A 23412-nucleotide genomic window follows, 5' to 3' on the forward strand; every position below is an offset into this window, starting at 1 on the left:
TGCATCACCATTAGCGTGTTTCACTTCACGTCGAACGCGGTTACAATCTATACACAGGCAATGCGCTTAACAAACGCAGTGTTCTGTATATGTCAGAAGCGATAAGCCGGTAAGGAAAGCTGTGCACCTTTTGACATAAAAACCCTACATACGAAAAAAAGGCTTACATTTAATGAAACGTTTAAACTCCCAATTGCAACAAGACGGTGCGCCGCTTGAGCTTATTTTGCTCATTCGTACACTGCTAGCGGGTTGTAAAGAAATATCTTTCCGCGTGAGTCAAGGCGCATTAGCAGGCGTTCTGGGTTCGACTCTTTCTGAGAACGTACAGGGCGAAACGCAAAAAAAGCTCGACGTTATTTCAAATCACATCCTTAAAGATACGCTAAGAGAGTCTGGCTACGTAAAAGCAATTTCGTCTGAAGAAGAAGACGATGTTGTGCCGTGTAACCCAGAAGGAAAGTATCTTGTAAGCTTTGACCCATTAGATGGTTCGTCAAACACAGAGATCAACAGTTTAATTGGTACCATTTTCTCCATTACACACGCGCCTCAATGGATGGAGCCTGACGATCCGTCAGCCTTTTTGCAGCCGGGAACGCAAATGGTGGCAGCAGGTTACGTTTTGTATGGCCCATCGACAATGCTAGCGTTAACGACAGGTCGTGGAACGCATATTTATACGCTAGATAAAACCCACGGTGGTTTCTTGCTTACTCATCCAAATATTCAAGTACCAGAGCAAACGAGTGAGTTTTCTATTAATGCGTCTAATCAGCGTCATTGGGAGCCATCAATGCAAGCTTACATCGCTGATTTGCTTGCAGGTAAAGAAGGCCCGCGCGGGAAAAACTTCAACATGCGCTGGGTTGCGGCTATGGTGGGTGATATTCACCGTTTATTGTGTCGCGGCGGTATCTTTATGTACCCTTATGACAACCGTGATCCATCTAAGCCAGGTAAACTGCGCTTATTGTATGAAGCAAACCCAATGGCATTTCTGATGGAACAAGCTGGCGGTAAAGCAGAAACCGGAACCGGACGAATTCTTGAAGTAATGCCAGAGGAAATTCACCAACGAGTGCCTTGTATTATCGGCTCAAAAGATGAAGTTGATATGTGCGTTAGCTATCGAGACAAGCACTAAATAGCATCTATAGCGGCAAAATTTAGCGAAATTTAAAGAGATTACTACGACAACAGTCGTAAACCGTTTTTATTTTGCCGCACTCACCGTATACTTAGCCCCAAATTTCTAATTTATCATTGAAAGGATCAAAGAATGAGCTTGAGTGCTATTCCTGCTGGTAAGAACGTGCCAGACGAAGTAAATGTAATCATCGAAATTCCAGCGCACGCTGACCCGGTGAAGTACGAAGTAGACAAAGATACTGGTGCATTATTTGTAGACCGTTTCATGGCTACTTGCATGCACTACCCAACGAACTACGGTTACGTAAACAACACCTTGTCTGAAGATGGCGACCCAGTAGACGTACTAGTAATGACACCTTTCCCTCTACTTGCGGGTTCTGTTATCAAGTGTCGTCCAGTTGGCGTACTTAACATGACTGATGAGTCAGGCAAAGATGCAAAGGTTCTTGCTGTTCCAGTAGACAAGCTTTCTACTATTTACCGTGATGTTAAAGAAATTGAAGACTGCCCACCGCTTCTACTTAAGCAGATTGAGCATTTCTTCGAGCACTACAAAGATCTTGAGCCTGGTAAGTGGGTTAAAATTGACGGTTGGGCGAACGCTGCAGCTGCAAAAGAAGAAATTACCGCAAGCATCGCGCGTTTCGAAGCAGAATAATTCACGCTTCATCGAATTGATGTTAAAAAGGGCTGGTGATAAACCAGCCCTTTTTGTTGGAGCTGGTGAAATAAAGATGTAGAGAGTTATATGCAACAAATAAAGCAATCACTATTCATCCTGTTTGCAGTCTTTATTGCTCTGCCTTCGTGGAATGCTAACGCTGCATCACAAGCAGTAGAAGTGTATTGGGAAGACTTGGTGCCAGAAGGTTTTAATGAGCTTGCTCCACCTGCTGTGCAACATAACGGTGAAATGAGTCAGCTACAGCCCGACGCGCCAGTAGTCGACACCTACGATGGCAAACGCGTAAAAATTCCTGGGTTTGTTGTACCGCTTGAAGGAACCGGGGAGCTCACTACCGAGTTCTTATTGGTGCCGTACTTTGGTGCGTGTATCCATGTGCCGCCTCCGCCTTCTAATCAAATTGTGTACGTGAAGTTTGAAGAGGGCGTGCATATCGATAATATCTACGATGCAATTTGGGTGACTGGCGAGCTTTCTACCGACGGCTGGAAAGGTGATATCGCTTCAGTCGGCTATCGTCTTAAAGGTGAAGCAGTAGAAGGGTTCTAGAAAGAACCCTTTTTCTTATCAGCCTAAATGAAAAAGGCGTTTATCTACCATTCAAAATAGCAGCGAAATCACTTGCAAATTGCGATGCCGTCTCAGGTTCTATCTTTTGTATACTGACTCTAATTGCGTGCGAGACTTCATCAACATCAAATGAGCTTCCCGGTCTCACTAACCAGCCTTTTTGCGATAGCGCAAAGGCGACGGTTTTACTGTCGGTATTAACAGGGAGCCACACATTCAATCCATCAATGGCGTGCGTGAATGCAACACCTTCTTTGTTCAGCGCCTTTATGAGCGTATCTCGCTGATGCTTACATTGTTGCTTTGCATCAGTTAATTGCTTTTGAAAGGTATTATTGGTTAAGCACGTGTATACCAGCGCTTGAAGCACGCGGCTTACCCAAGACATGCCCGGAGCAAGACGCGTATTTATGCGCTTAATTGATTCTGTATCAGCCGCCACAAATGCCATCCGAAGATCGGGGCCTAACCCCTTTGATACCGAGCGAAATATCGCCCAGTTGCGAGTAGATTCAGGAATAACACTGTGATGTACTGTGGTGGCTAACAGTGAAAAATGGTCGTCTTCTAGCACGACTACGTCTGGGTAACGACGCAGAACATCTTGTAACTGCTTAGCACGCTCTGCAGTGATAGAAACCCCAGTAGGATTATGCGCACGTGGCGTAATCAATACCGCTTTAGCGCCTTTTTCAAGTGCACTTTCTAATGCGTCTGGCCGCATGCCCTTTGCATCGACAGCAGCGCCTATTACCTGCATGCCAGACAGTCTAATGGCATTGGCTGAACTGATATAACAGGGGTCTTCTACAACAAACTTGTCACCTGGAATAAGGTAGGCCGCTATCATGCGCTCAAGAGTATCAATGGCGCCGTTACAAAGCGTTAGTGCGAAGTCATCAGGACAGGCATTGCGAAACCATGCTTTTCCATAGGCGCTAACACTAGGAAGAATAGTATCTTCACCGTAGAGATATTGGTTAAGAGGTGTAAGCGAAGCAACTTTATTGAGGTCGGGGAGCCAGCTTTTGCACGGGCTTCCATCAGCTAAATCAAAAAGGGATGTTTGGGTGCTACCTTCTTGCTCACCAGCACTAATGTCTTCGCAAATACGCGTGCCTAATCGCCCTTGCGTAAGAGCAATACCAGCTTGGGATAGTTTCTTGTAGGCAGATGAAACGGTATTTCTATTTACACCCAACTGCTGTGCTAGCTCTCTGACAGGGGGAAGTACATCGCCAGAAACGAGGGCTCCCTCTTTTGTGAGTTGGCGCACAGACTCAAAAATAGTGTGTGCAGAATCACCTGTAATCTTGACTTTCATTTTTGTCCTATGTCAATATAAGTTTTGTCATGGGTGAACATGTAGTGCTCTTTATCCCATTTCGCGGGGCATTTTTCCATATTTTAAACAAAGCGAGGCGCAAATGTTTACCGGTTTATCTGCATTTCCAATTACACCTTTCACTAATGAAGAAATTGACTATAAGGCATTTGAACGCCTAATAGATAATTTAGTGGCTGCCCACGTCGACTCTATTTGCGCGATGGGTTCAACAGGGTTGTATCCGTATTTGTCTAAAGCCCAGCTAGAGCAGGTTGCCAAAACGGCCGTTGCTAGCGCAAAAGGTACGCCCGTAATGGCAGGAATAGGGGCGCTGCGCACCCGTGATGTTCTTGAAAATCTTGAGGCCGTGCAACATGGTGGTGTTGACGCTGTTCTGCTGGCCCCCGTGTCATATCAACCACTCAATGAAGAAGAAGTGTTTGGGTTGTATCAGAGTGTGAGCCAAGCAACGTCGGTGCCTATATGTGTATATGAAAATCCCCGAGTGACCAATTTTACGTTTAGCGATAGCTTGTACCAGCGAATAACGCAACTTCCTCATATAGGGGCGATTAAGATACCCGGTATGCCATTTTCTCCTGAAAATGGTCAAGCAAATGGTCAAAAAGGTGCTGAGCGTTTAGCGACACTTAGAGCCCTAGTGCCACAGCACGTTGCTATCGGCGTAAGTGGTGATAGCTTTGGCGCTGCGGGCATGGCACAAGGCTGTGACTTATGGCTTTCCGTTTTAGGTGGTATTTTCCCGAAAACCGTGCAGCACATAATTGCGCTAGCTCAATCCGACAATGCGAATGAAGCTACAGCATATTCTGCATCGCTCAATCGCCTATGGGCGCTATTTGCCCGTAATGGGGGAGGGCTGCGTGTCGTCGCAGCAGCAGCGGCTATTTTAGGTTTTAGCGAACGCGTGAATCTACCAGCGCCGTTTTTGCCAATAGATGATGAAGACTTTCTAGCGCTTGAAGGCTTAATTGAAACACTGGCGCTTGCATGAGTACCCGTCAAACTAACTTGCTACGATATCTATTAGCAGCTATTCCTGCGCGTGTTGTGACTGGAGGGGCTGCGGTTGCAACCATACTGCTAGCCCGCTCAGCAGAAATGGATGGCAAAACGGCAGGGCTATTGGTGGCATGCTTAACTGCACCGCATGTTTTAGGTCCTTTATATGGAAGATGGTTGGACAGCGCGACAGATCCAAGGCGCATTATTGCTGGTGCATGTTGCTTATTTGCCATCAGTTTTCAAGTTGCTGTTTCAGGCTTTGAAGCCAATAGTTTAATCCCTACTATCGTCGCGTTACTTATTTGTGGTACCTGTAGTGCTTTCATGATGGGGGGATTAAGTACCCAAGTAGTTAAATTAGTTGGCGATGATCTTAGCGAAAAACGCAAAGCACAAAGCTGGGATACCTTTACCTATGGACTGGGACTTACCCTTGGCCCCTTTGTAACAGCGCTATTTACTGAACTTTACGCCATACCCGTAAGTGTGCGTATTGTGATGAGCGTGGCGCTTTTTGCAGGCGTGCTTACATTGTTTATTCCGATAAAGCGAAGCCATGATAAAAGTACGGCGATTCAGGCTCAAAGTATCGCTTCAGTCATTGCCATGCTACGTCAATCTGGGCCGCTTAAGCGCACGCTTTTAATGACCTCAGGTGCCTCGTTTAGTCTTGCCGCATTACCTGTGCTTGCTGTTTATCTTAGTGAAAGCTGGATGCAGGGCGCAGAAAATGGGGCCTACTTAGTAACAGCGTATGGTGTGGGTTGTTTATGCGGCGCACTCATCCTGATGTTACGGCCATTGCGTAGCGAAGCGTTACTGCTGTTGCGTAATGTAGGAGCCGTATTGCTTGTTGCTTTAATGCTTACTGCGCTTTGTGTGTCGTTTACCGCTGGGCTTATCGCCTATTGGTGGTGTGGTGTCGTTAATGCCATCTTCTTTGCGGTAACATTGGCCGCACGTAGTGACTATGCGCCAAAGCAGGGGGCCGCGCAAATATACATGTGGGTGGCGGCAGCAAAAATCAGCTTCGCATCACTAGGTGCATTTACTGCTGGGTTGTTAGTCGATATTGCGCTTAAACTACCGTTAATCACTTCAATGGGTACTCTTGCGCTGTCTTTGCTACTTTGCTTCGCACTGCCTCGCCAGAATTTAAGCATTTGCAAACCAGAGGGTGTGCATTCATCAGAGAACTAGACGGCGCAGATATACTCTTCATACACCGTCATCTACGTTTAAGTTACGGCGTCATTAACTCGGCGTATAAATGCGCTCCGCACGATTAAATAAAAGCCAAGACGTAATAATATACTTATCGTTGCTCTTAGGTATTTGACCGCGGTGTGTGTGTGTAAAGTACGCAGGTGCTATCACCATACGTCCGGCTTTAGGTTTTACTGCTCGGTTCTGATAATAAAACTCGGTTTCACCGCCATCTTCCACATCATTGAGATAGTACATAAATAGCAAAACACGATGTAGTGCATCATTGTGCTGCAATTGTGGATATACCTCAGAATGCCAGTAAGGATAGCCGCCGCTACCTGCTGTATAGCGCTGCGCGTTGATGTCGCCCACGCGATATAGATAATTGACCAAGTTGGCTAAATTAGGTTTGCCAACCTCTTCAAAATTGTCACCGGTAACTTTTACTGGCTCGCCAGTTTTAGGGTGGCGCACTGTTAATCCAATGGGGCCGACCAAAGCATAGAAGTACTTTTCTATGTAGGCTACAAGTTGTTTACTGGTATGCTGCATAACCTGCTGATAGAGATCTTGAAATTCACTATTGCGGCTAATCGACACGTCCATGCTGCGCTTCTTATCCAAATCTACTCCGCCACCAGTGCGACCCTGCGTCACATTTGGGCTTTGCTCAAACCTGTCTATAAGCTGAGTGCAAAGTTCAGCGGGTAGGGCGTTATCTATAACTTCTATCAAATCGCTCATGTTGCCTAAGGCCTATTATTCTTAATATCGTTTACTACTTTGAAATGTCTTTAAAGTGGCTTTGAAGCGTAGACTTTATTTCATCTGGGATGGGCGCAGAACGCTGTGTTTTATAATCAAAATGCACCATGGTAGTGACACCCGTCGAACACAGTTTGTCGTCTTGCCAAAGCTCTTGAAAAACGTCGAACGCACTGTTTCCCAGTCTGCTAATGAATGTTTTCACTGTTACCGGTTTGCCATAGAAAATCTGGGCAAGAAAGTCGACCTTGTAACTGGCTAAAATAAGAGGCCAATTCTTAAGATCAAGTTCTGGTGTAAACATTCGAAAAATTGGTTCTCTGGCTGCTTCAAACCAAGCAACAAGTGCTGTGTTGCTGACGTGTTGTAACGCATCGGTTTCGCAAAAACGCACATCAAACGATGTGACTAACGGTGCTGTTGTTGTCATAACTAAGTGTAGGTTTTATGTTTTCTTTAGCGCCCACTTTAGCATTATGTTTTTGTGATTTCAGTGCTTAATCAATTGGTGTTGGTATTCTTATTGCGCCATAAGTGAAACGTGGTGATAGCGAGATAACACGCAAGCGGGTGTTTTATCTCGCTATCAATGAATGCTAGTTAGTGTGAAGTAAGTCCTCTGACTGTTGCCACAAAACTTGCATCTGTTGAGGGTCGAGAAAACGCTTATCGATAGCAACTTTCTTGCTTTTACTAATAAACTCGCCATTTACATCAGAGCTATCATCACGCAGTGCGATATCGATTATGTCGGTTACGCCTTTTTCAACTGGTTTTAGCGAGAACTTAAGCATAAAGCGCATAAAGCCTGAAATGGGTTCGTAGATGTTAGTGTCGATGGCCCCTGGGTTTACACTGGTTACCGTAACATTGTCATCTTTGAGTTTCTCTTTAAGCATTTTGGTGAGCTGAACTTGAGCAAGTTTGGAGCGATTGTACGCCAGTCCCCAATGGTATTTAGGCACCATCTCAAGATCATCCATACTGTAAGCGCGCATTTTGTAACACTCAGAGGAAACATTGATAACGCGCCCCTGTTTCGACACTCGCAGGTTATCTAACAACATCATAGTAAGTACAAAGTGGCTGAAATAGTTAACCATCATAGTTTTTTCATGGCCACTGGGTGTCATTTCTTTTGTCATGTGAAAGGCACCTGCGTTATTGACCAGAACATCAATTTGGTCATGCTTTTTACCGATGGCACGGGCAGCACGCTTTACCGAGTCAATATCTGCCAAGTCGGCTAAGTAGGCGTGTACACATACATTATCTGCAACTGAGCTAAGCTGCGATAGTGTTGATTCGAGCTTGTCGGCATCGCGATAAAGTAGAATTAAGTCATGTCCAAGCTTACCCATCTCAATGGCGAGTTGTTGCCCAATGCCACTTGTTGCGCCGGTAATCAAAACTGTTTTTTTCATCACTTATACTCCATTAAATCTTTATTGTGTTAATGCCCGAGAGGGCGATAGGGTACAGGCCTTCGACGCAGGTATTAGGCTAACTAACACTCCGAGTAAAAAGCAGAATAGAACGACAATACAGCCCGTGGTAATAGGGAACTCGACGGTGTACTTGTCAGGTAAAAACATGCTCATCAAAAGCGCTAAAACATAGCCACAAAACATGCCGATGATGCCTCCAGCGGTCGTAAGTACACTGGACTCAAGAATAAAGAGTGAAGAGATAAACTTGCGACCGGCACCAAGGGCCATTAGCAGTCCTATCTCATTGGTTCTTTCTGTAATGCTAAGTAAAAAGATGTTGGTCATGCCGACTGAGGCCACTACCAACGATAGTGCGACAACGGCAATGAGTGTTACCGAGACTATCTTAATCACACTGTTGAATGTACTGAGCAGTTCATCGGTGGTTTCTACTTTGAAGTCATCGCGCTTTGCAGCTTCAATGTGATGAAGCTCCCTCAACATGCCCGATATTTGTCTCTTGAGACTGTTGATTTGCGAAACATCTTTCGCATTCATTTGAATGAGTACATCTTGGTGATCGTCAGCGGGTAAAAACGCTTGGCTAGTTTGGTAAGGCATGATGATGATTTCATCTAAGTCCATCCCAAAAAGACTGCCTTTCTCTTGCATAACGCCAACAATGACAAACCATTCGTCATTCACTTTTATATATTCGCCTACGGGGTCCGTTAGCGATAAATCATCAACGACGGTTTGCCCAATAACCAATGAGCGACGGCGTAACGTATTGTCTGCATCGTTGATGAAACGGCCTTGGGCCACATAACGACTGCGCATTTGCATGTAGCTGTATGTTGTGCCCAAGGCGCTAGGTTGTAGTGTTCTTCCTGCGTACTGAACGCGAGCACCTGGTACCTGAATGATCGGTGTTATATTTTGTGTCTTGTCAGCGACGTTACGTTTTATGTATTCGTACTCACTGTGGCTGATGTGGGCTTTTTTACCTTTTAGTTGCTCGGTTAATGGCAAATAGGACGACACGGTTAACGTGTTGGAGCCCAGGTTTTCAAATTGCCAAACGAGAGATTTTGATAAGGTTGAAGAAAAGGTGAGACCCAAAATGAGCGCCATTACCCCAATAGCAACGCTCACGATGATAAGGCTGCTTTTTAACGCATTTACGCGCAGACTTTCAAACACGTGAGTCATCACATCAATAGAAAAATTAATGTTTTTCATACACTTTCCTCACTAATTTACCTTGCGATAGTTCAAAGGCTTTATGAGCTTTTTGTGCAACGGCAGGATCGTGTGTCACCATAATGATGGTATGTCCGTCATTGTTCAGTTGCTGAAACAATTCGAGAATGCTGTCGGCTGTTTCTCTGTCTAGTGCGCCGGTGGGTTCGTCGGCCAAAATAAGGCCTGGCTTGCCAACAAGGGCTCTTGCGATAGCAACCCGTTGGCACTGGCCGCCAGAAAGCTGGCGAGGGTAACAATCCGCCTTATCAGCAATATTGAGCCGTTCTAACATGGCAAGCGCCCGTGCTTTGCGCTCGCTTTCGCTGATTTTTCTTAACAGCAACGGCAACTCAACATTTTTTCTGATGGTGAGGTGCTTGATAAGGTGAAAGCTCTGAAAGACAAAGCCGATGTTACACATTCTAAAGTCGGTAAGTTGATTGCTATCAAGCGCACTAACTTCCATGTCGCCGAATTGATATGAACCTGAGTCGAATTTGTCGAAGCCGCCAAGGATATTCAGCAAGGTAGATTTACCTTCACCAGAACGCCCTAGTAGGCTTACAAATTCAGACTTTTCTACTCGTAATGACAGTTGGCGTAGCACGTCCACTTTGCCATTGTCGCCACTGAACGACTTTTCAATGCTGTGTAACTCAATCATCACAAGATCCTTACCGACTCGCCGTCAGTGAGATTGAGCAGTACGTCCATTGGCCCCACTACTACTTTGTCACTCTCACTCAGCCCCGACACAATGCGCTGTAATTGAAAGTCAGACTCACCTGCTTGAATTAACTGGCGACGTACTGCGTTGCCGTTGAGCACATACACAAATTTTGCATCGTTTTGCTCAACAACCGCTTTCATGGGAACAAGCGTGCCTTCCTTACTTGTCGCTAGCTTAATTTTTACTAAGCAGCTCATGTTTTGACGGAAATTCAGACCGGTCAGCGCATTTTGATTAAGCTCCACGCGCACTTTATTGCGTATCCCTTGAGAGCTCTTATCCACAGTGGGATAGATAAAGCTAATCTTTCCTTCAATAGGCGTGTCTGGGTAGGAGGCGAGAAAGACGCTCGCTGATTGTCCTATGTGTACATTAGCGAGCGAACGCTCATCAATTTGTACATCAGCAAACACTGACGAGTTATCAGCCATTGATACCAAGAAGTTGAAATCTACATTCATCTGGTTGGGATAAACGTTTTCGCCTTCTACCGCGTTTAAGTCGATGATAAGACCGTCCATGGGGGCTTTAATGGTGAGATAGCGTCGCGAACCTTGTACTTCGTCTAGCTGTACTTGCTTGGCTGCTAACAGCGAAGATATATGTTTTACTTCCAGATTCGCATTGGTTAATGCTTGCTGGCTTTGTGCGAGCTTTTCTTTACCAATAAGACCTTTGGCCATCAGTGTCTGATTGATTTGGTGTTGTCTTTCGGTGTCTTGTGCCTTACCTCGCGCGATAGAAAGCTCAATATCTAAGCTGTCATATTGCTTTTTCAGTAGGGCTTCTTGACTATCTAGCGTGAAGCTATCGAGCTCTAGCAGCGTATCGCCTTTACTCACGCGCTCGCCGACCTCAACAAACACTTGGGTAACCGTAGAAACCACTTTAGAGTCAAGGTTGAGCTCTCTGTCATAAGACACTTTGCCAGTGGCAACCAAATGCTCATCCAAGTCACCTTTAGTCACTTGCGCAACCTCTACGTACTTCTGCTTATCAGACTCTGCTGCAAGTTTCAGAAAGGGAGAGCTAATGCCTAACAGCACTAGTCCCCATACAAGTTTTGAGTTTTTCATCGTTACACCACCGCTAGAAATAAGATTGTGCCGACGATTGCAAGATAAGGTGCGCCATATACTGCTACGGCTTTACCCAATGGGTAATGCGTGCGTTTATGCAGTAAGTAAGCACACAAACCAACAAACAGCACTGAACTTAGCGATATGCCATTAGCGAGCGAAAACATGGGATGTGTCGGCGCTAAGTTGAAGATCAAGTTGTTAAAGGTAAGGAAGTCAACCTGATACAAACTCACTTTATTCTCGGGACTGAGTAGCACGTATAGCGCATACATACCGTGTAATAGTGCTGTGCCAAGAGAAGCAAGTGAGGCAATGTTAAATGACAGCGCAAACGGTACCTCTTTGTCGGCTGGCATCGCAAAACGGCTAAACAAGGTTACGTATGTCGACATTAACAGTGCGGTTAAGATTAGGCCTCCAAGTGCACCAAACATGGTTGATGTCTTTAGTAGGCCTGGTGTGATCATCGCTTTTAGCATGTCGCGTTCTTCAGGCGTAATGTCTGCTACAGCGGCCTTCGCGTTAAACATAGTTTGTGATAACCAAGTGCCGTCTACCGCGCTGAAATACCAACTCCAGAAGCCAAAGATGATAGCGGCTGCTAAAACAAGGGGGAGCCATTTTACCGATTTTTCGGTCGTGTAATTTGCAATAGAAAAGTTCATAACCGCCTCCTGACTAAACGATTTCTTTAAGGATAAGTTTCTTGATATCGAACAAGGTGTTCATACAAATAGCGATGTTCACTAACGTGGCTACCAGTAGGTGCGCATAGTCGACTTCTAAGGCGAGTGCCATATTGACGCCGCTAAACACATTTAAAACAGGGATAAATGCTGTAAAGAAAAACATGTCATCGCCAAGGTGAATTTTTGAAAGCGCCATTAGTGCCATCATTAGCAAGACACCAAGTAACTTAGCTTCTTTCATGTTTTTGGCGATGCAACCCAGTAGATTGGTTAATGCCGAAATGAGAAAAATACTTGGAATGAGGTAACAAAATACGACGATGATATCGGTAGTATTGAGCATATCGAGGTATTGGAAGAAAGCTGACATCTTGTCGATATCGCTTGCACTTGTGCTCGCTGCGCTGCCGTAAACGGTATCAACAGCAACACTTGATAGTAAGATCCCCACTATACCTAGCGCTGCGGTCAATGCTGCACAGAAAGAAGTGAACACTAACTTACCTGCAAATATTGACTGGATTTTATCCTTAAACTCGCTGTACAAACGAAATGAACCGCGCTCTTTTTCGCCTACAGTGATGTCCATACCGAAATTCAGTGCACCAACAAAGCTAAACACGATAATGAGCATGACAATAATATTGGCTAGGCTAGTACCAATGATATTGACAACACTGGTGTCGCTTTGCAGATCTTCAATTTGCAATGGCGGCGTAGGCGCGTAAGTGCTGCGTAGATAGAACTGCTCCATTTTTTGCTGCAATGGTTCAGCGGTTAACGCTGCATTGGCAAGTAATAACGTGCCTGAACTCATATCTAGCATCGCGTCTAGATGACCATCGCGTAGGTTGTCTTGAATGGTCGTTCTGGCCTCTGGTCCGAAGCATTGCACTTGCCCTGCAATATCATTGGGAAGTTCGCTGCAATCGTTGTGAAGTACAGCAATAGCGCTGGGTTTGTTTTCAACCCCCATACTTGTGCTGTAGGTAATCAGTGTCACCGCTGGTACAAACAAAAGGGGTATAAGGAACACAATGATAAGTGTGCGTGTGTCTTGCAAAAATTCGCGAAACTCTTTCGCGTATACTGAACGTACAATGGCAGAGTTAAACATTATGCAGCCTCCAGCGTTTTCATGTATGACGCTTCTAGGCTGTCTCCACTTGCCTCGAAATCGCTCATTGGTCTGTCGTAGATAAGACGACCTTGCTCTAGCATCAACACGCGGTTTGCGATTTGTTGTACTTCAGACATGTTGTGAGTCGACACTATGATGATCTTGCCAAGCCCACTTAGGTTTTGAATGATCTCTATAAGCTTGTAGCTCGACTCAATGTCTAATCCCGCGGTAGGCTCGTCTAACATTATCACTTGAGGGTCAACAAGAAATGCTTTCGCTAAGCTCACCCGTTGTTTCATGCCCGTTGAAAGGTCGCCGACTTTTTTGTCCAGAAACGATGCAAGATTGAATCGTCGAGTTACATCATCAATGGTGCTTTCGATACTGCTACGCGCTATTTCGTACAAGTCGCAGAAGTAGTGAAGCGTCTCTAACACGGTTAGCTTTTGGTAAAGGTTGTCAGCTGGCGTAAGTAGTTGAACTTGACCATGAGGATTGCCGCTTATTTCAACGCTGCCTTCGCTTGGTTGGTAGATACCTGCCAACAATCGCATAAGCGTAGATTTTCCAGCCCCATTTCTGCCTAGTAGAGCAATGACGTCACCAGGGTTTGCCACTAAGTTGAGGTTCTTTACACCCCATTGTTCTTGCTTGCGGTTCGCCTTAAAGCGTTTACCTAATTGTTTAGCGATTAACATAGTGATGTCTCCCTAACTTGAAGCTCACTAATTTGATGGCGTAATTGAGCGTTAAAGTAGTCGTTCTTGCCGGTCAGGTGACTTTCGATAAAATCAATTTTTTGTGACTGCGGCAGACGTGTCGCAAGTGACTTAACGATGGCGGACTTAGTGCGTAGACAGGTAGTACGCTGTCCTAAATCACTCAGCAACTGACGGGTATTGTCGTTACCCACTTTGGCAGCGATGTCGGCAAGTACAGGGCCACTGTTTCGATTAATTAGGCTGTGAATGCGCTTATTCTCAAGGTCAAAGCGATACTGGTTAATTCGCGGAAGATCTAGGCTATCTTCCATTAAGTTAATGCTAATCGAGAAAGATTCAGGCGGAATTTGATAGTGAATGTCTTTCTTTCCGCGATAAAGCATGACTTTGCCTTGCTCTAATTGAGAGGTACGAATGTATCTCAGATCAACTTTTTCACCCGGCATGCCAATGACTTTGTCATGATCGTATTCATAATATTCACTTTTATAGCCAGGGCCGTAATAACCTACTGACAAGAAGTTAAAGTTATGGTCGTGCGGAAGGTAATAGAAAAATGACTCTGGTCCACTCTCTTTGTAAGACTTGTCTTGGGCACTTGGCCAAAAGCACGCTCTCATAAAGAATTTTTTACAGCGGCCGAGCATCAATACTTGTGCACCGTAATGATTGTCTTCCTGAAAATTAGCCAGCTTTACTAATTCTTCATTAATCTTGTCGGCAAGGAAGTCACGGTTATTACCCAGTGCTTTCATCATAGGAGCAGCATCTTTAAGTGATTGCTCATCACGCATATCAACGTGTTCTTCTGCGTACTCTATGAATTCTTCAAGGGAAATAACGTTTGTATTTTGTGGTCTTAATTCAATCGCCATGGTGGTAGTCCTTATTAATGTTGTTCGGCAAACATTTCACAGCAGCGCTTGGCCGTTGCTTGTACATCTGGGTGAGGGTCTGATGTGAGCTTGTGAATAAGTTGAACACCCGCGTCTTGATCTAACGTGTAAAGGTTCATCGCTGCGCTCCAGCGAACGAAATGGTCTGTATGCGTTCCCAGTTTTTCGAGAACAGGGATTGAGGCTTTGTGATTGAGGTTGGCGACCATTTCTGCAAACATTTCTGCGCGTGAAGAGGCGATATTCGCTGCACTTACGCCTACGAGCTGAAGCGATGCAAGGTTGTATTCACCAATGACTTTAATAGGGCTTTTTGAATCAGATACTTCGTGATAAACCATGTCATCGTTCACTTCACGGAAATGAATAGCATTCATTCCTGCTTTTAGCTTAATGACATCGCCATCATTCAATGTGATAGTTGATTTTAGCTTGATAGTTTGACTGGCATTTTGGCTATCTAACTCAGATGCTATTTCATAAATATCAAGAATGGTTCCCTTCGCTTTGGCAAAATAAAGCAAAGTATTGTGTGGGGTTATTTTTAATGAAAACTGTTCTTTTACTTTGTTTTCTCGGTGTACTGAAATACCGGCTTGGTTAAATGAGAAGGTGGTAAGTCTGAAATACGGCGTATTTAAAATAGACCAACCTTTTACTCTGTCATTTCCGTGATAGAGCGGAAGTTGATAGTACTCCTCGCAATTAAACGCCCCGATTTCTTTGGCAATAACAAAGTCAAGAAAGTCTGAGGCAACAAGTGCTTCAAAGTCATTACTAAAGTCGAAGAACGAAAAGTGCTCGATATTCTCTAGCTTCGCCATCAAAGCGTTAAGTAAGGGATGCTGCTTATAGGTTTGGTGAACATTTAATTGAAGTTCACTAATGTCATGGACGGATTTTTCGGTGCTCATTTTATATCCTCGTAATATATAAACTGACCCAATGGGTAAATTCATTATGAGGACATGGCTATTTTATGTAACTGTCACATCTAACAGTATATAAATAGGGTAGGTTTGGCATAATTACCTACAGTAAATACCAATGATCAAACAAAGAAAGCGCTGAAATATCCAGATTTATACCAAGCTATCGCTACTCTTGGATGGTCCCCAAGTGTTGGTGCAATTCTCGATACTTCAGCGTACAGCCATATTTTTACGAGGTTTTTAGGCTAATACTATAACGCTAAGGTTTAGCGAAGGTAGATACCAACCGCAATACCGATAGCGATACCTACAGTTATAGCCACTGCTGTCTCATGTTCTGCTTGTGAGCCGTAAACAGATACTGGTTGATTTAGTGTTGGGATAGCTTTCATAAGTTTTTCCTTTTTTTGTTGTTTAATAAAAGTGAGTGTTAATTAGCGAAGGTAGATACCAACCGCGATACCAATAGCAATACCTACCGTTATTGCGACTGCTGTTTCATGTTCAGCTTGTGAACCGTAAACAGATACTGGTTGATTAAGCGCTGGGATAGTTTTCATGTGTATTTCCTCTTTTGATTAAAATGTTGTTTTTACTTAGCGAAGGTAGATACCAACCGCGATACCAATAGCGATACCGACAGTAATAGCCACCGCAGTTTCATGTTCAGCCTGTGAGCCGTAAACCGAAACCGGTTGATTTAGTGTTGGGATAGATTTCATGTGTTTCTCCTTAGTGTTGTTGGTGTTGCGTTTTGGTTATCGAAGGTAAATGCCTATAACAATGCCAATAGGTATCCCTACGCCAATAACTACCGTTTCATGTTCTTTGTGAGAACCGTACAGTGATACTGGTTGGCAAAGTGAAGGTAAATTTTTCATAATTCTTTCCTATCTAAATGACTTTTAGTTGGTTTCTTTACAATCAATTCTGGGTTTAGGCGTAAGTAAGCACCTTTGTTGTCACCTGAATGCCCAACATTACGCGTCCCAAAATTTCGCTTATATTTTTCTTCTTAAAAAGCTAACGACTAACAACAGCAATACAAAAAACGTTAATCTAATTAGCTGTTTAATATAGTGTTTTGTATCTAAAACGTTTGTGCGATAGCGATTAGCTCTGAAATAAACGTTCATCGGATAATGAGTCCAAGACCAATAAAGACACCGATTGGAATACTTAGCGTGGTATCAGCCTGGCAGTGCGCGCCATACAGTGAGACTGGTTGATTTAGCGAAGGTACATTTTTCATCGAATATCTCCTTGGTCATTAGCAATTTTCTGTTCTGCTTGTCTGCAGGAACAGTTGCTATTATTCGGAAATATTCGAATGACATAACTGACAGATCTGACAGGGGGGATCAGATCTGGTTACATGTTTTTTTCTAACAGTATGATTTTATTGATTTTAAGTTTGCTTTTTTATGGTGTATTTTTTTTGAGCTGACTTGTTGTTTAGTGAAAGTGCAGCGGTTGTTTGTATTAAAAGCTTAGGATAGGACGTTTTATCTACGTCGCCGATGATCATAGCTAAGCTGCCTGGATATGTTTCTTTCTCAATCACTATTTCGAGTTTATCACCTGTGTTCAGTTCGCTTACATCACCATTGAGCACTTTAAAGTAAAGTTGGTTCGAGTCGATGTTCGGTATAACCACCCCTACAATATCGCCCTTTCGAATATAATCACCGGCAGATTTCTTAAAAGAGAAAGTCCCCGAAATAGGAGACGTGACTATATGCTTTTGCTGCGAGTTCTCTCTTGATAAGGTCATTAGGATCTCGTTTGCATCCACAGTTTGCCCGTTTTCAGCACTGATATTTACAATTACTGCATCGTCAGGTGAATATACTTCGGTTACTGTTGGTGCCGTCAAAGCAGCGGTAAGCGCGCGTGCCTTTTTTGTCGCTTCAAGCAATACAATACTGCTGAGTAATACGCATAGAATGAGCAGAAAATATTTCCAATCTCGCGCTGAAGATTGAATCTGCGTTGCTGTCTTCTTTAGCTCACTCATCATCATCGTCCTATTCAATAATCGCAGGTTGAAATTGAGAAGTCGCCCTCTGCGAACGTACTGTCAGAGTAGTCATAGCTATCGTTGCACGATGCAAATTCATCGTTTGATGCATCCACATCGTCGCTGCAATAGCGCTCTAGAATTCGCAATTCTTTCATTGAGATTCCCATTTCCTTAAACGCTTTATTTTTGTCCATTTTCAATCACCTTCTGTTGTGTAGTGAATCAAGGGCTATAGCACTAAATGTCCCTTCAACAGGCACTTCGCAATGGCCTGTTGTCTGTTAGTGCTCCCGGTTTTCTGAATGTAATTCGAAATATGAAAATTAGCGGTGCGCTCGGAAATATTGAGAATTTGGCTTATTTCCCACGACGTCTTACCTTCTGACGCCCACCGAATGCATTCGAGTTCTCGCTTGGTAATGTGTACTTGGTCCTCTTTCCACGCACAGTCATAGGCCGCGTATAAATAGGGAACGATAATGGACCAAAACCAGCCAAGTTTTTCAGAAATTCGCGTTACTGGATTGCTCCCACGTTTGGATATTCCTAAAACGAAATATCCAAAATCATTACCAGCACCGTGAAAAGGTAAAAGCAAAATTCCTGATAAGTCATCGTCAACCAAAATTGAATTTTCTATCTCTTCTCTAAAAATAAATTCAATTTCAGTTAACTTTCTATAAGAAAATTTATTAGGAAAATTAGAGAGTATTTTTTCTAATTTATCACTTGGTAAATCACCAATTATTTTCTTATTTACACAAGTGGCTGTTTCATTTTCTTGAATTATTATTCCCGCCCAACAATAGGCATCCAAAGAGGTTATTCCTTTGAAAAAACTAATGAGTTGGGGCTTGGTTTTTACTTTTTTAATTTCATCTATCAGAAATTTAATTTTTTTCATTTTAATCACCCACATCGTAGTTCGTGAAAAATTAGTCTCTTCTACATAGCTTAGGAACCATGATGCAAATAGTCGCTGGGTCAGACGTTGTAGTACCATCTTGGTCGGTAACGCTCACTTCATATGTTGTGCTTTCTTTCGCGTTAACTGTGCTAACAAGTGAAAGAGTAAGTAGTGCTGCTGTGAAAACTGTTTTTACGTTAATGCGTGAAGTAGTCATGTTGTATTCCTCAGTAGAGTTGTTTTGTTTGGTTCGAGTTCATACTGGTCAACAATGGCTGTTTATGGAATAACCATGGCAATACTGTTTCATGATTTTTATAAAACCTTATGTGTAACCAAGCTATTTTTTGATGGTCACAGTTTGGTTACATTTGTAAGTTGTTGAATTTTATGTATTATTTTGTTGTTATTTGAGTGGGTGAGAAAATGGGTGAGCCATAATTAATTAGGGGGATTAACAGAAAAAAGGCTTTTTAAAGAGAATAAAAGTGGAGTCGATGAGCAGGTTTCATCGCTTTGACATCATGGTTACAGAATGTTTTACAGTTCGATATGCAACGTCACCATTAAAAAGCGTTTTAACTTAATGTTTTGGATTAACAGAGGAGAGCGCAGCTGCGTCAACCAATAGAATTTCAGCTTCTGAGTACGGCCAGCTTTTGAGGATTGCTTTGTTTCTTCTTTCGTCAATATCGAAAGATGCGCTAATAGAAGACGCATTGAAGGTTTTTTCGCTAATACGTTCGCCATTATGGTCGAGAACATTAAAATGTGCATCTCGTCCATCAAAGTCGCTAAAGTAAATATATCGGTTATCAGCATACCAATTCGTATTTTCTGCCGAGGGTAGTGAAAAGGGCAATGCTTTAATTGTTTTACTTTTATGATCAAAAACACTTAGTTCATAATTTTCATTTAAAAGAAATACTTTATCTTTAACTTGCCTAGCTGCTCTGAAATCTGAAAATAAATCTACCGTTTTTTGATTATCTAATTGGTATTCTTTTATTTTCCAGATGCCTTGTTCTTTCACACCATAAATTACGCCATCACCGTTGGCATTAAACACACCATCATGTGCGATCATATGGCCACCGGTAGTGATGTATTTCACATTATTGGTGTCTACTTCCAAAAGTGCTAGAAGACCATCGAGGGTCAGAAGAATGAAATCGTTTTGAGGGGCTACATCAAGCAAACTAAGATTCATAGTTGTCTGCAACAATGATACTTGCTCTTTCCCTTCTCTTCTTACAAGCTCAGAACGAGCGCCGTCTTTAACAACGTAAAGCAACTCACCCGATTGACCCAAATAACGAACCTCATCCACGGAGTCGCCTGGTGTTGCGATGATTTTTTGTGTGGCGGTGTCAAATGAAGGAAGACTAACTTCAATGAAATACGAGTCAGACAAAGAATTGCGAACCACCATATATTCGTCACGACTTAAAGGTTCAATGTCGATGGTATTGCTATCTTTATTAAGGGCGATAGACGTTTGTGCAGCACCCTCAATCTCAACTTTTACGATTTCTGTGCTATCAAGTAGCATAATTTCTTCATTATTGAGCCAGGTGACTTCGTATAAGCCGCTGCTGTGAAAAAATCGTTTAACGATGGCTCTATTGCGTGTATTGAACAGTGAAAGTACGTGCTCTTCCAAGCCGCTCATAGACGTAGTCACAAGCAAGTAATCGCCATTAGGCGAAACATCTACGCGGTAATCGTTTGAATTCGTATCGTGAGCAAATGTAATTGCCTCAATATTTCCAGAGGTGTAGTCGAGATAATAAACTTGTCCCGTCCCTTGTGCATCCTTCACTGCGGCAAAGTACAAACCACTGCCATCGTGGGACTCATCAAAATCGGAAACAATACTGAAGCCTTCTACTAATGTTGTGGTTTCAGCATCGTTGCTAATGTTTTTACTGAGTATTTTGGAGCCGCCCAAAGACAGATCAATAAAAATAATATTTTGCTGGTCGCGAGAAAATTTCACCTCAGTAACATTATTGGCATTTTGTGTTAATTGTCGAATGTTCTGGTTTTCTAAGTTTGCATGAAACAGTTGAAAGCCTTGCTCGCCAATGAGTTTGCCCGCAAATACTATTTCACTCGCGTCGTTGTTAGCACTTGCGCTTATCTTCTCTCCTGAGAAGTTAATCAGTTTTGTTTGGCTTGGCACTGCTGTTTGCAGCGAATAGAATAAAATGGCACCCAATAGCAACATGGCGATAACCAGTGCCGAAGAGGGAATCCGGCCAGAGTGACGAAAAACCGTTAAAAATGAGCGTGCACGCGATGTAATTCCAGCGTGTAGCGCACTGGCTGTATTACCATTTGGACTGTGAGTTTGCGCATGATGTGAAACGGTACAATCTAGCTTGTACCCCCGTTTATGCATCGACTTAATTAGTGAGTGGTTATCCGTTTCGCCAAGCAGCGTACGCAATTTGCTAATTGCTCGCCTGACAGCGGCATCACTTACAACACGGTCGGCCCACACCTTTTCGTGCAGTTCATTGATTAATACGTATCTATCGGCGTTTCGGCATAAAAAAACCAATAAATCAAAGACTTTTGGTTCAATTGCGACTTCTTGGTTGTGTTCTAAGAGTAAGTTTCGCTGGGTATCGACAGTAAACTGTTCAAAGCTGAAGGTTTCAGGGGTAGCCGTGTGCTCGACATCAGTTTGCGAACTTTCAGTTCCCTTGCCCTGTACAACTACCGTGTTACTCATGCCAGCTAGCCTAATTGTCTTTGATTTTAATTTTGCTTTGTTTAAACAATACACACTTTTACGGCATTCTCAAAGCGTCTTACACCACGTGATTTGTTTAAAAGTATTAATGAAAGTGTCAATGCTTAAAGGAGAGCAGCGTATTGTGGGTTTATATAACATTCACACAACCTAAGTGGACGTACCTGATAGCCTTGTTTTTACTTCGCTAAAGAGTGCAGTGATTCAACGAATTGACGATATTCATGGGTAAGTTCATAGGATGGAATGATTTTGTATAGTAGACTTACCCGCTATTTTTAATCATTCAATGCTGGATATGACAACGGAACTATGACTGCGATTGGGATTGACTACGGTACATCAAATTCTGAGGTTGTGTATTTTGATGGTGCATCCCATCAGCACATTAAACTTGACCCGTTAGATAAGAAAGGTAACAAAATTCGTTCTTCGGTATTTATTTATTTTGAGGATGAGTTGCCGCCACCGCCAGACGCGATGGTTGAAGCGAAAGTTGCCCAACTTCAACGCGCAATCAATGATCAGATAGATAAAGCGAAAGACGGTTACTACGCTGCGAAAGATCCCAAAGAACAGGCTATGTATAATGACCGCATAAATTCACTTCGCGGAGATTTGCACAATAAGCCAGCCTTGCAGCGCAAAGCGATTGCTCAATTGATGCATGCCATGTCACTTGATGAAATTCCACTGTTACGCCTTGTTGAGCACGGTAAGTTTGCGTTTGGTGAAGAAGGGTTCAGACGTTTTTTGAAGATGCCAGATAAGGGCAGACTAATCTATTCACCTAAAAACTTTTTAGGTGCTTCGCTAGACGGTGATCAAAAACAAGCCTTTATCGGCATTATCGCCAAGCAACTTGCCTACTTTAAACAGTGTGCAGAGCAGCAGCTAGGTACGGTAGTTGACAGTGCGGTCATTGGACGACCAGTAAAGTTTCATGGAACGCGTGGCGAAGAAGGCAACGCACAGGCCATTCAAATCATGACTCAGGCCGCGACGAAAGCCGGTTTCTCTGGTGTTAATTTTCTGGATGAGCCTATTGCGGCAGCGTATAAAATTGAGCAAACACTGCCTAAAGATACTACAACTCTTATTGTGGATATTGGCGGTGGTACTACCGATATCTGTTGTATTAAGCTTTCTCCAGAACGCACTAACCAACTAGACAGAAAAGATGATGTTTTGTCGGTAACGGGGCGCCGTTTAGGGGGAATGGATTGCGATAAGAGCTTAGTGTTAAAAGCTATTGCGCCAGAAATGGGAATGGGCCTTAAAATGATAAATGGCCTGCCTGTACCACCCACATACTTTTCGGATATGTGCGCTGTCGACAACATTCCTGCGCTAACGCGATTTTTCTCTGATGATTATGGTTTAGATATTTCGCAAACTATGTCGGTGATAAAAGAGCCTGCGCAATTAGAAAGACTGTTGATTGTGCAGGAAAACAAACTATCTGCGCGTGTGGTTAACTCGGCTCGCTTGGCAAAGGAACTGTTGTCGAGTAAGCAAAATATCACGTTACCACTACATTACATCGAAGAAGACTTTGATGTAGAGATAACACAAGATGCACTTAAAAAAGCACTTAAACCTTGGCTCGATAAAGTAAAAGCATTAGTGGTGGAGTGTTTAGAAAACAGTGTAGAAAAGCCCGAAGTTGTCATGATTACAGGCGGTATGAGTTTGTCGCCAATTGTCGTTGATGCCCTATATGAAAACTTACTGACGGGGTTACCACGACTAGAAAATGATGCATTTAATTCGGTATGTGAAGGACTTGCTATTCAGGCTGCTAAGCACTGAAGCGAGGCGTTGAAAGGATAAAAACGAAAAAGCGTTAGTGACATCACTAACGCTTTTTTTGTCGCTTAATGCTGAAGAATATTGTGCTGCTTCAAATAAACAGCAATAGCTTCTGGTGACTCAAAGGCTTTCAGTAACATTTCTTGGGCACGTGCTTTTACATCGTTGTCTTCAGAAGATGAAAGTAGGTGATACCAAGTCTTCACTAAGGCTAATGGCGGCGTTTGGTTCATGCGTTGTTGCTCCAGCAATTCTTACTGCAATAAATTCCACGAATCATCGTATCTCATGATTCACCAAAACAAGCTCTGACCAGCGTTATA

28 protein-coding genes are annotated in these 23412 nt (G+C 43.3%); 6 read left to right on the plus strand and 22 right to left on the minus strand.

The genetic code is table 11. From position 1 onward, the window contains the following. Positions 1-172: 172 nt before the first annotated feature. From JN178_RS00940 to JN178_RS00950, 3 genes are all read left to right on the plus strand, one after another. Positions 173-1147, plus strand: coding sequence for a class 1 fructose-bisphosphatase (locus JN178_RS00940; RefSeq protein WP_202263190.1), 975 nt, complete (start codon positions 173-175; stop codon positions 1145-1147). Between the two features lie 135 nt (positions 1148-1282). Continuing rightward, positions 1283-1813 (plus strand): inorganic diphosphatase, encoded by a 531-nt coding sequence (ppa, locus tag JN178_RS00945; protein ID WP_202263191.1) that lies wholly within the window; start codon positions 1283-1285, stop codon positions 1811-1813. A gap of 90 nt (positions 1814-1903) precedes the next feature. Then, the gene (locus JN178_RS00950) at positions 1904-2389 is read left to right on the plus strand and encodes a DUF3299 domain-containing protein (protein ID WP_202263192.1); all 486 of its coding nucleotides are present in this window, start codon (positions 1904-1906) and stop codon (positions 2387-2389) included. A gap of 40 nt (positions 2390-2429) precedes the next feature. Here JN178_RS00950 and JN178_RS00955 read toward each other — a convergent pair whose 3' ends face one another. After that, positions 2430-3734 carry an aminotransferase class I/II-fold pyridoxal phosphate-dependent enzyme gene (locus tag JN178_RS00955; RefSeq protein WP_202263193.1) on the minus strand — a complete coding sequence of 435 codons (1305 nt, stop codon included), beginning with the start codon at positions 3732-3734 and terminating at the stop codon, positions 2430-2432. A 103-nt stretch (positions 3735-3837) separates the two neighbouring features. On the opposite strand from JN178_RS00955, the gene JN178_RS00960 reads away from it, so the two are divergent. Then, positions 3838-4752 (plus strand): dihydrodipicolinate synthase family protein, encoded by a 915-nt coding sequence (locus tag JN178_RS00960; RefSeq protein WP_202263194.1) that lies wholly within the window; start codon positions 3838-3840, stop codon positions 4750-4752. Further along, the gene (locus JN178_RS00965) at positions 4749-5963 is read left to right on the plus strand and encodes an MFS transporter (protein ID WP_202263195.1); all 1215 of its coding nucleotides are present in this window, start codon (positions 4749-4751) and stop codon (positions 5961-5963) included. Before JN178_RS00960 ends, JN178_RS00965 begins: the two co-directional genes overlap by 4 nt. Positions 5964-6017: 54 nt before the next feature. Here JN178_RS00965 and JN178_RS00970 read toward each other — a convergent pair whose 3' ends face one another. The 20 genes from JN178_RS00970 to JN178_RS01045 all read right to left on the minus strand — a co-directional run bounded on the left by JN178_RS00970 (position 6018) and on the right by JN178_RS01045 (position 21256). After that, a complete protein-coding gene (locus JN178_RS00970) occupies positions 6018-6716 on the minus strand; it encodes a 2OG-Fe(II) oxygenase family protein (protein WP_202263196.1) in 699 nt (232 codons plus the stop codon). 34 nt (positions 6717-6750) lie between these two features. Next, complete coding sequence (locus tag JN178_RS00975) at positions 6751-7167, minus strand: acyl-CoA thioesterase (protein ID WP_202263197.1); 417 nt, start codon at positions 7165-7167, stop codon at positions 6751-6753. Positions 7168-7333: 166 nt separating this feature from the next. Continuing rightward, positions 7334-8161, minus strand: a complete 828-nt coding sequence (locus JN178_RS00980; RefSeq protein WP_202263198.1) for an SDR family NAD(P)-dependent oxidoreductase — start codon at positions 8159-8161, stop codon at positions 7334-7336. A 21-nt stretch (positions 8162-8182) separates the two neighbouring features. Further along, positions 8183-9409, minus strand: a complete 1227-nt coding sequence (locus JN178_RS00985; RefSeq protein WP_202263199.1) for an ABC transporter permease — start codon at positions 9407-9409, stop codon at positions 8183-8185. Further along, positions 9396-10076, minus strand: a complete 681-nt coding sequence (locus JN178_RS00990) for an ABC transporter ATP-binding protein (RefSeq protein WP_202263200.1) — start codon at positions 10074-10076, stop codon at positions 9396-9398. The genes JN178_RS00985 and JN178_RS00990 overlap by 14 nt, the downstream gene beginning before the upstream one ends. Then, positions 10076-11218: an efflux RND transporter periplasmic adaptor subunit gene (locus tag JN178_RS00995; RefSeq protein WP_202263201.1), complete on the minus strand. Its 1143-nt coding sequence runs from the start codon at positions 11216-11218 to the stop codon at positions 10076-10078. Before JN178_RS00995 ends, JN178_RS00990 begins: the two co-directional genes overlap by 1 nt. Positions 11219-11220: 2 nt before the next feature. Further along, on the minus strand, positions 11221-11889 hold the full coding sequence (locus JN178_RS01000) for a hypothetical protein (RefSeq protein ID WP_202263202.1): 669 nt from the start codon (positions 11887-11889) through the stop codon (positions 11221-11223). Positions 11890-11902: 13 nt separating this feature from the next. Next, on the minus strand, positions 11903-13030 hold the full coding sequence (locus JN178_RS01005; protein ID WP_202263203.1) for an ABC transporter permease: 1128 nt from the start codon (positions 13028-13030) through the stop codon (positions 11903-11905). Beyond that, complete coding sequence (locus tag JN178_RS01010) at positions 13030-13734, minus strand: ABC transporter ATP-binding protein (protein ID WP_202263204.1); 705 nt, start codon at positions 13732-13734, stop codon at positions 13030-13032. The genes JN178_RS01005 and JN178_RS01010 overlap by 1 nt, the downstream gene beginning before the upstream one ends. Further along, entirely contained in the window at positions 13728-14633 is a 906-nt protein-coding gene (locus JN178_RS01015) for a transposase (RefSeq protein WP_159627222.1), read from the minus strand. The genes JN178_RS01010 and JN178_RS01015 overlap by 7 nt, the downstream gene beginning before the upstream one ends. 14 nt (positions 14634-14647) lie before the next feature. After that, positions 14648-15568 carry a HEAT repeat domain-containing protein gene (locus tag JN178_RS01020; protein WP_202263205.1) on the minus strand — a complete coding sequence of 307 codons (921 nt, stop codon included), beginning with the start codon at positions 15566-15568 and terminating at the stop codon, positions 14648-14650. Positions 15569-15852: 284 nt separating this feature from the next. Then, on the minus strand, positions 15853-15978 hold the full coding sequence (locus JN178_RS20205) for a hypothetical protein (protein ID WP_269752172.1): 126 nt from the start codon (positions 15976-15978) through the stop codon (positions 15853-15855). 42 nt (positions 15979-16020) lie between these two features. Continuing rightward, positions 16021-16146 (minus strand): hypothetical protein, encoded by a 126-nt coding sequence (locus JN178_RS20210; protein ID WP_264180793.1) that lies wholly within the window; start codon positions 16144-16146, stop codon positions 16021-16023. 36 nt (positions 16147-16182) lie between these two features. Then, complete coding sequence (locus tag JN178_RS20215; protein ID WP_264180794.1) at positions 16183-16308, minus strand: hypothetical protein; 126 nt, start codon at positions 16306-16308, stop codon at positions 16183-16185. A gap of 36 nt (positions 16309-16344) precedes the next feature. Beyond that, positions 16345-16467: a hypothetical protein gene (locus JN178_RS20220; protein ID WP_264180795.1), complete on the minus strand. Its 123-nt coding sequence runs from the start codon at positions 16465-16467 to the stop codon at positions 16345-16347. 527 nt (positions 16468-16994) lie between these two features. Continuing rightward, a complete protein-coding gene (locus JN178_RS01025) occupies positions 16995-17603 on the minus strand; it encodes an HlyD family efflux transporter periplasmic adaptor subunit (protein ID WP_202263206.1) in 609 nt (202 codons plus the stop codon). A gap of 14 nt (positions 17604-17617) precedes the next feature. Further along, positions 17618-17803 carry a hypothetical protein gene (locus JN178_RS01030; RefSeq protein WP_159627219.1) on the minus strand — a complete coding sequence of 62 codons (186 nt, stop codon included), beginning with the start codon at positions 17801-17803 and terminating at the stop codon, positions 17618-17620. A 35-nt stretch (positions 17804-17838) separates the two neighbouring features. Then, entirely contained in the window at positions 17839-18513 is a 675-nt protein-coding gene (locus JN178_RS01035) for a helix-turn-helix transcriptional regulator (RefSeq protein ID WP_232369658.1), read from the minus strand. A 31-nt stretch (positions 18514-18544) separates the two neighbouring features. Next, positions 18545-18733 (minus strand): hypothetical protein, encoded by a 189-nt coding sequence (locus JN178_RS01040; protein ID WP_202263208.1) that lies wholly within the window; start codon positions 18731-18733, stop codon positions 18545-18547. A gap of 366 nt (positions 18734-19099) precedes the next feature. Next, entirely contained in the window at positions 19100-21256 is a 2157-nt protein-coding gene (locus JN178_RS01045; RefSeq protein ID WP_202263209.1) for a winged helix-turn-helix domain-containing protein, read from the minus strand. Positions 21257-21589: 333 nt separating this feature from the next. On the opposite strand from JN178_RS01045, the gene JN178_RS01050 reads away from it, so the two are divergent. After that, positions 21590-23089 carry an Hsp70 family protein gene (locus tag JN178_RS01050; RefSeq protein WP_159627215.1) on the plus strand — a complete coding sequence of 500 codons (1500 nt, stop codon included), beginning with the start codon at positions 21590-21592 and terminating at the stop codon, positions 23087-23089. 65 nt (positions 23090-23154) lie between these two features. Here JN178_RS01050 and JN178_RS01055 read toward each other — a convergent pair whose 3' ends face one another. Continuing rightward, positions 23155-23322, minus strand: a complete 168-nt coding sequence (locus JN178_RS01055) for a hypothetical protein (RefSeq protein WP_202263210.1) — start codon at positions 23320-23322, stop codon at positions 23155-23157. Positions 23323-23412 lie beyond the last annotated feature (90 nt).

Source organism: Alteromonas sp. KC3 (assembly GCF_016756315.1).
Taxonomy (GTDB): domain Bacteria; phylum Pseudomonadota; class Gammaproteobacteria; order Enterobacterales; family Alteromonadaceae; genus Alteromonas.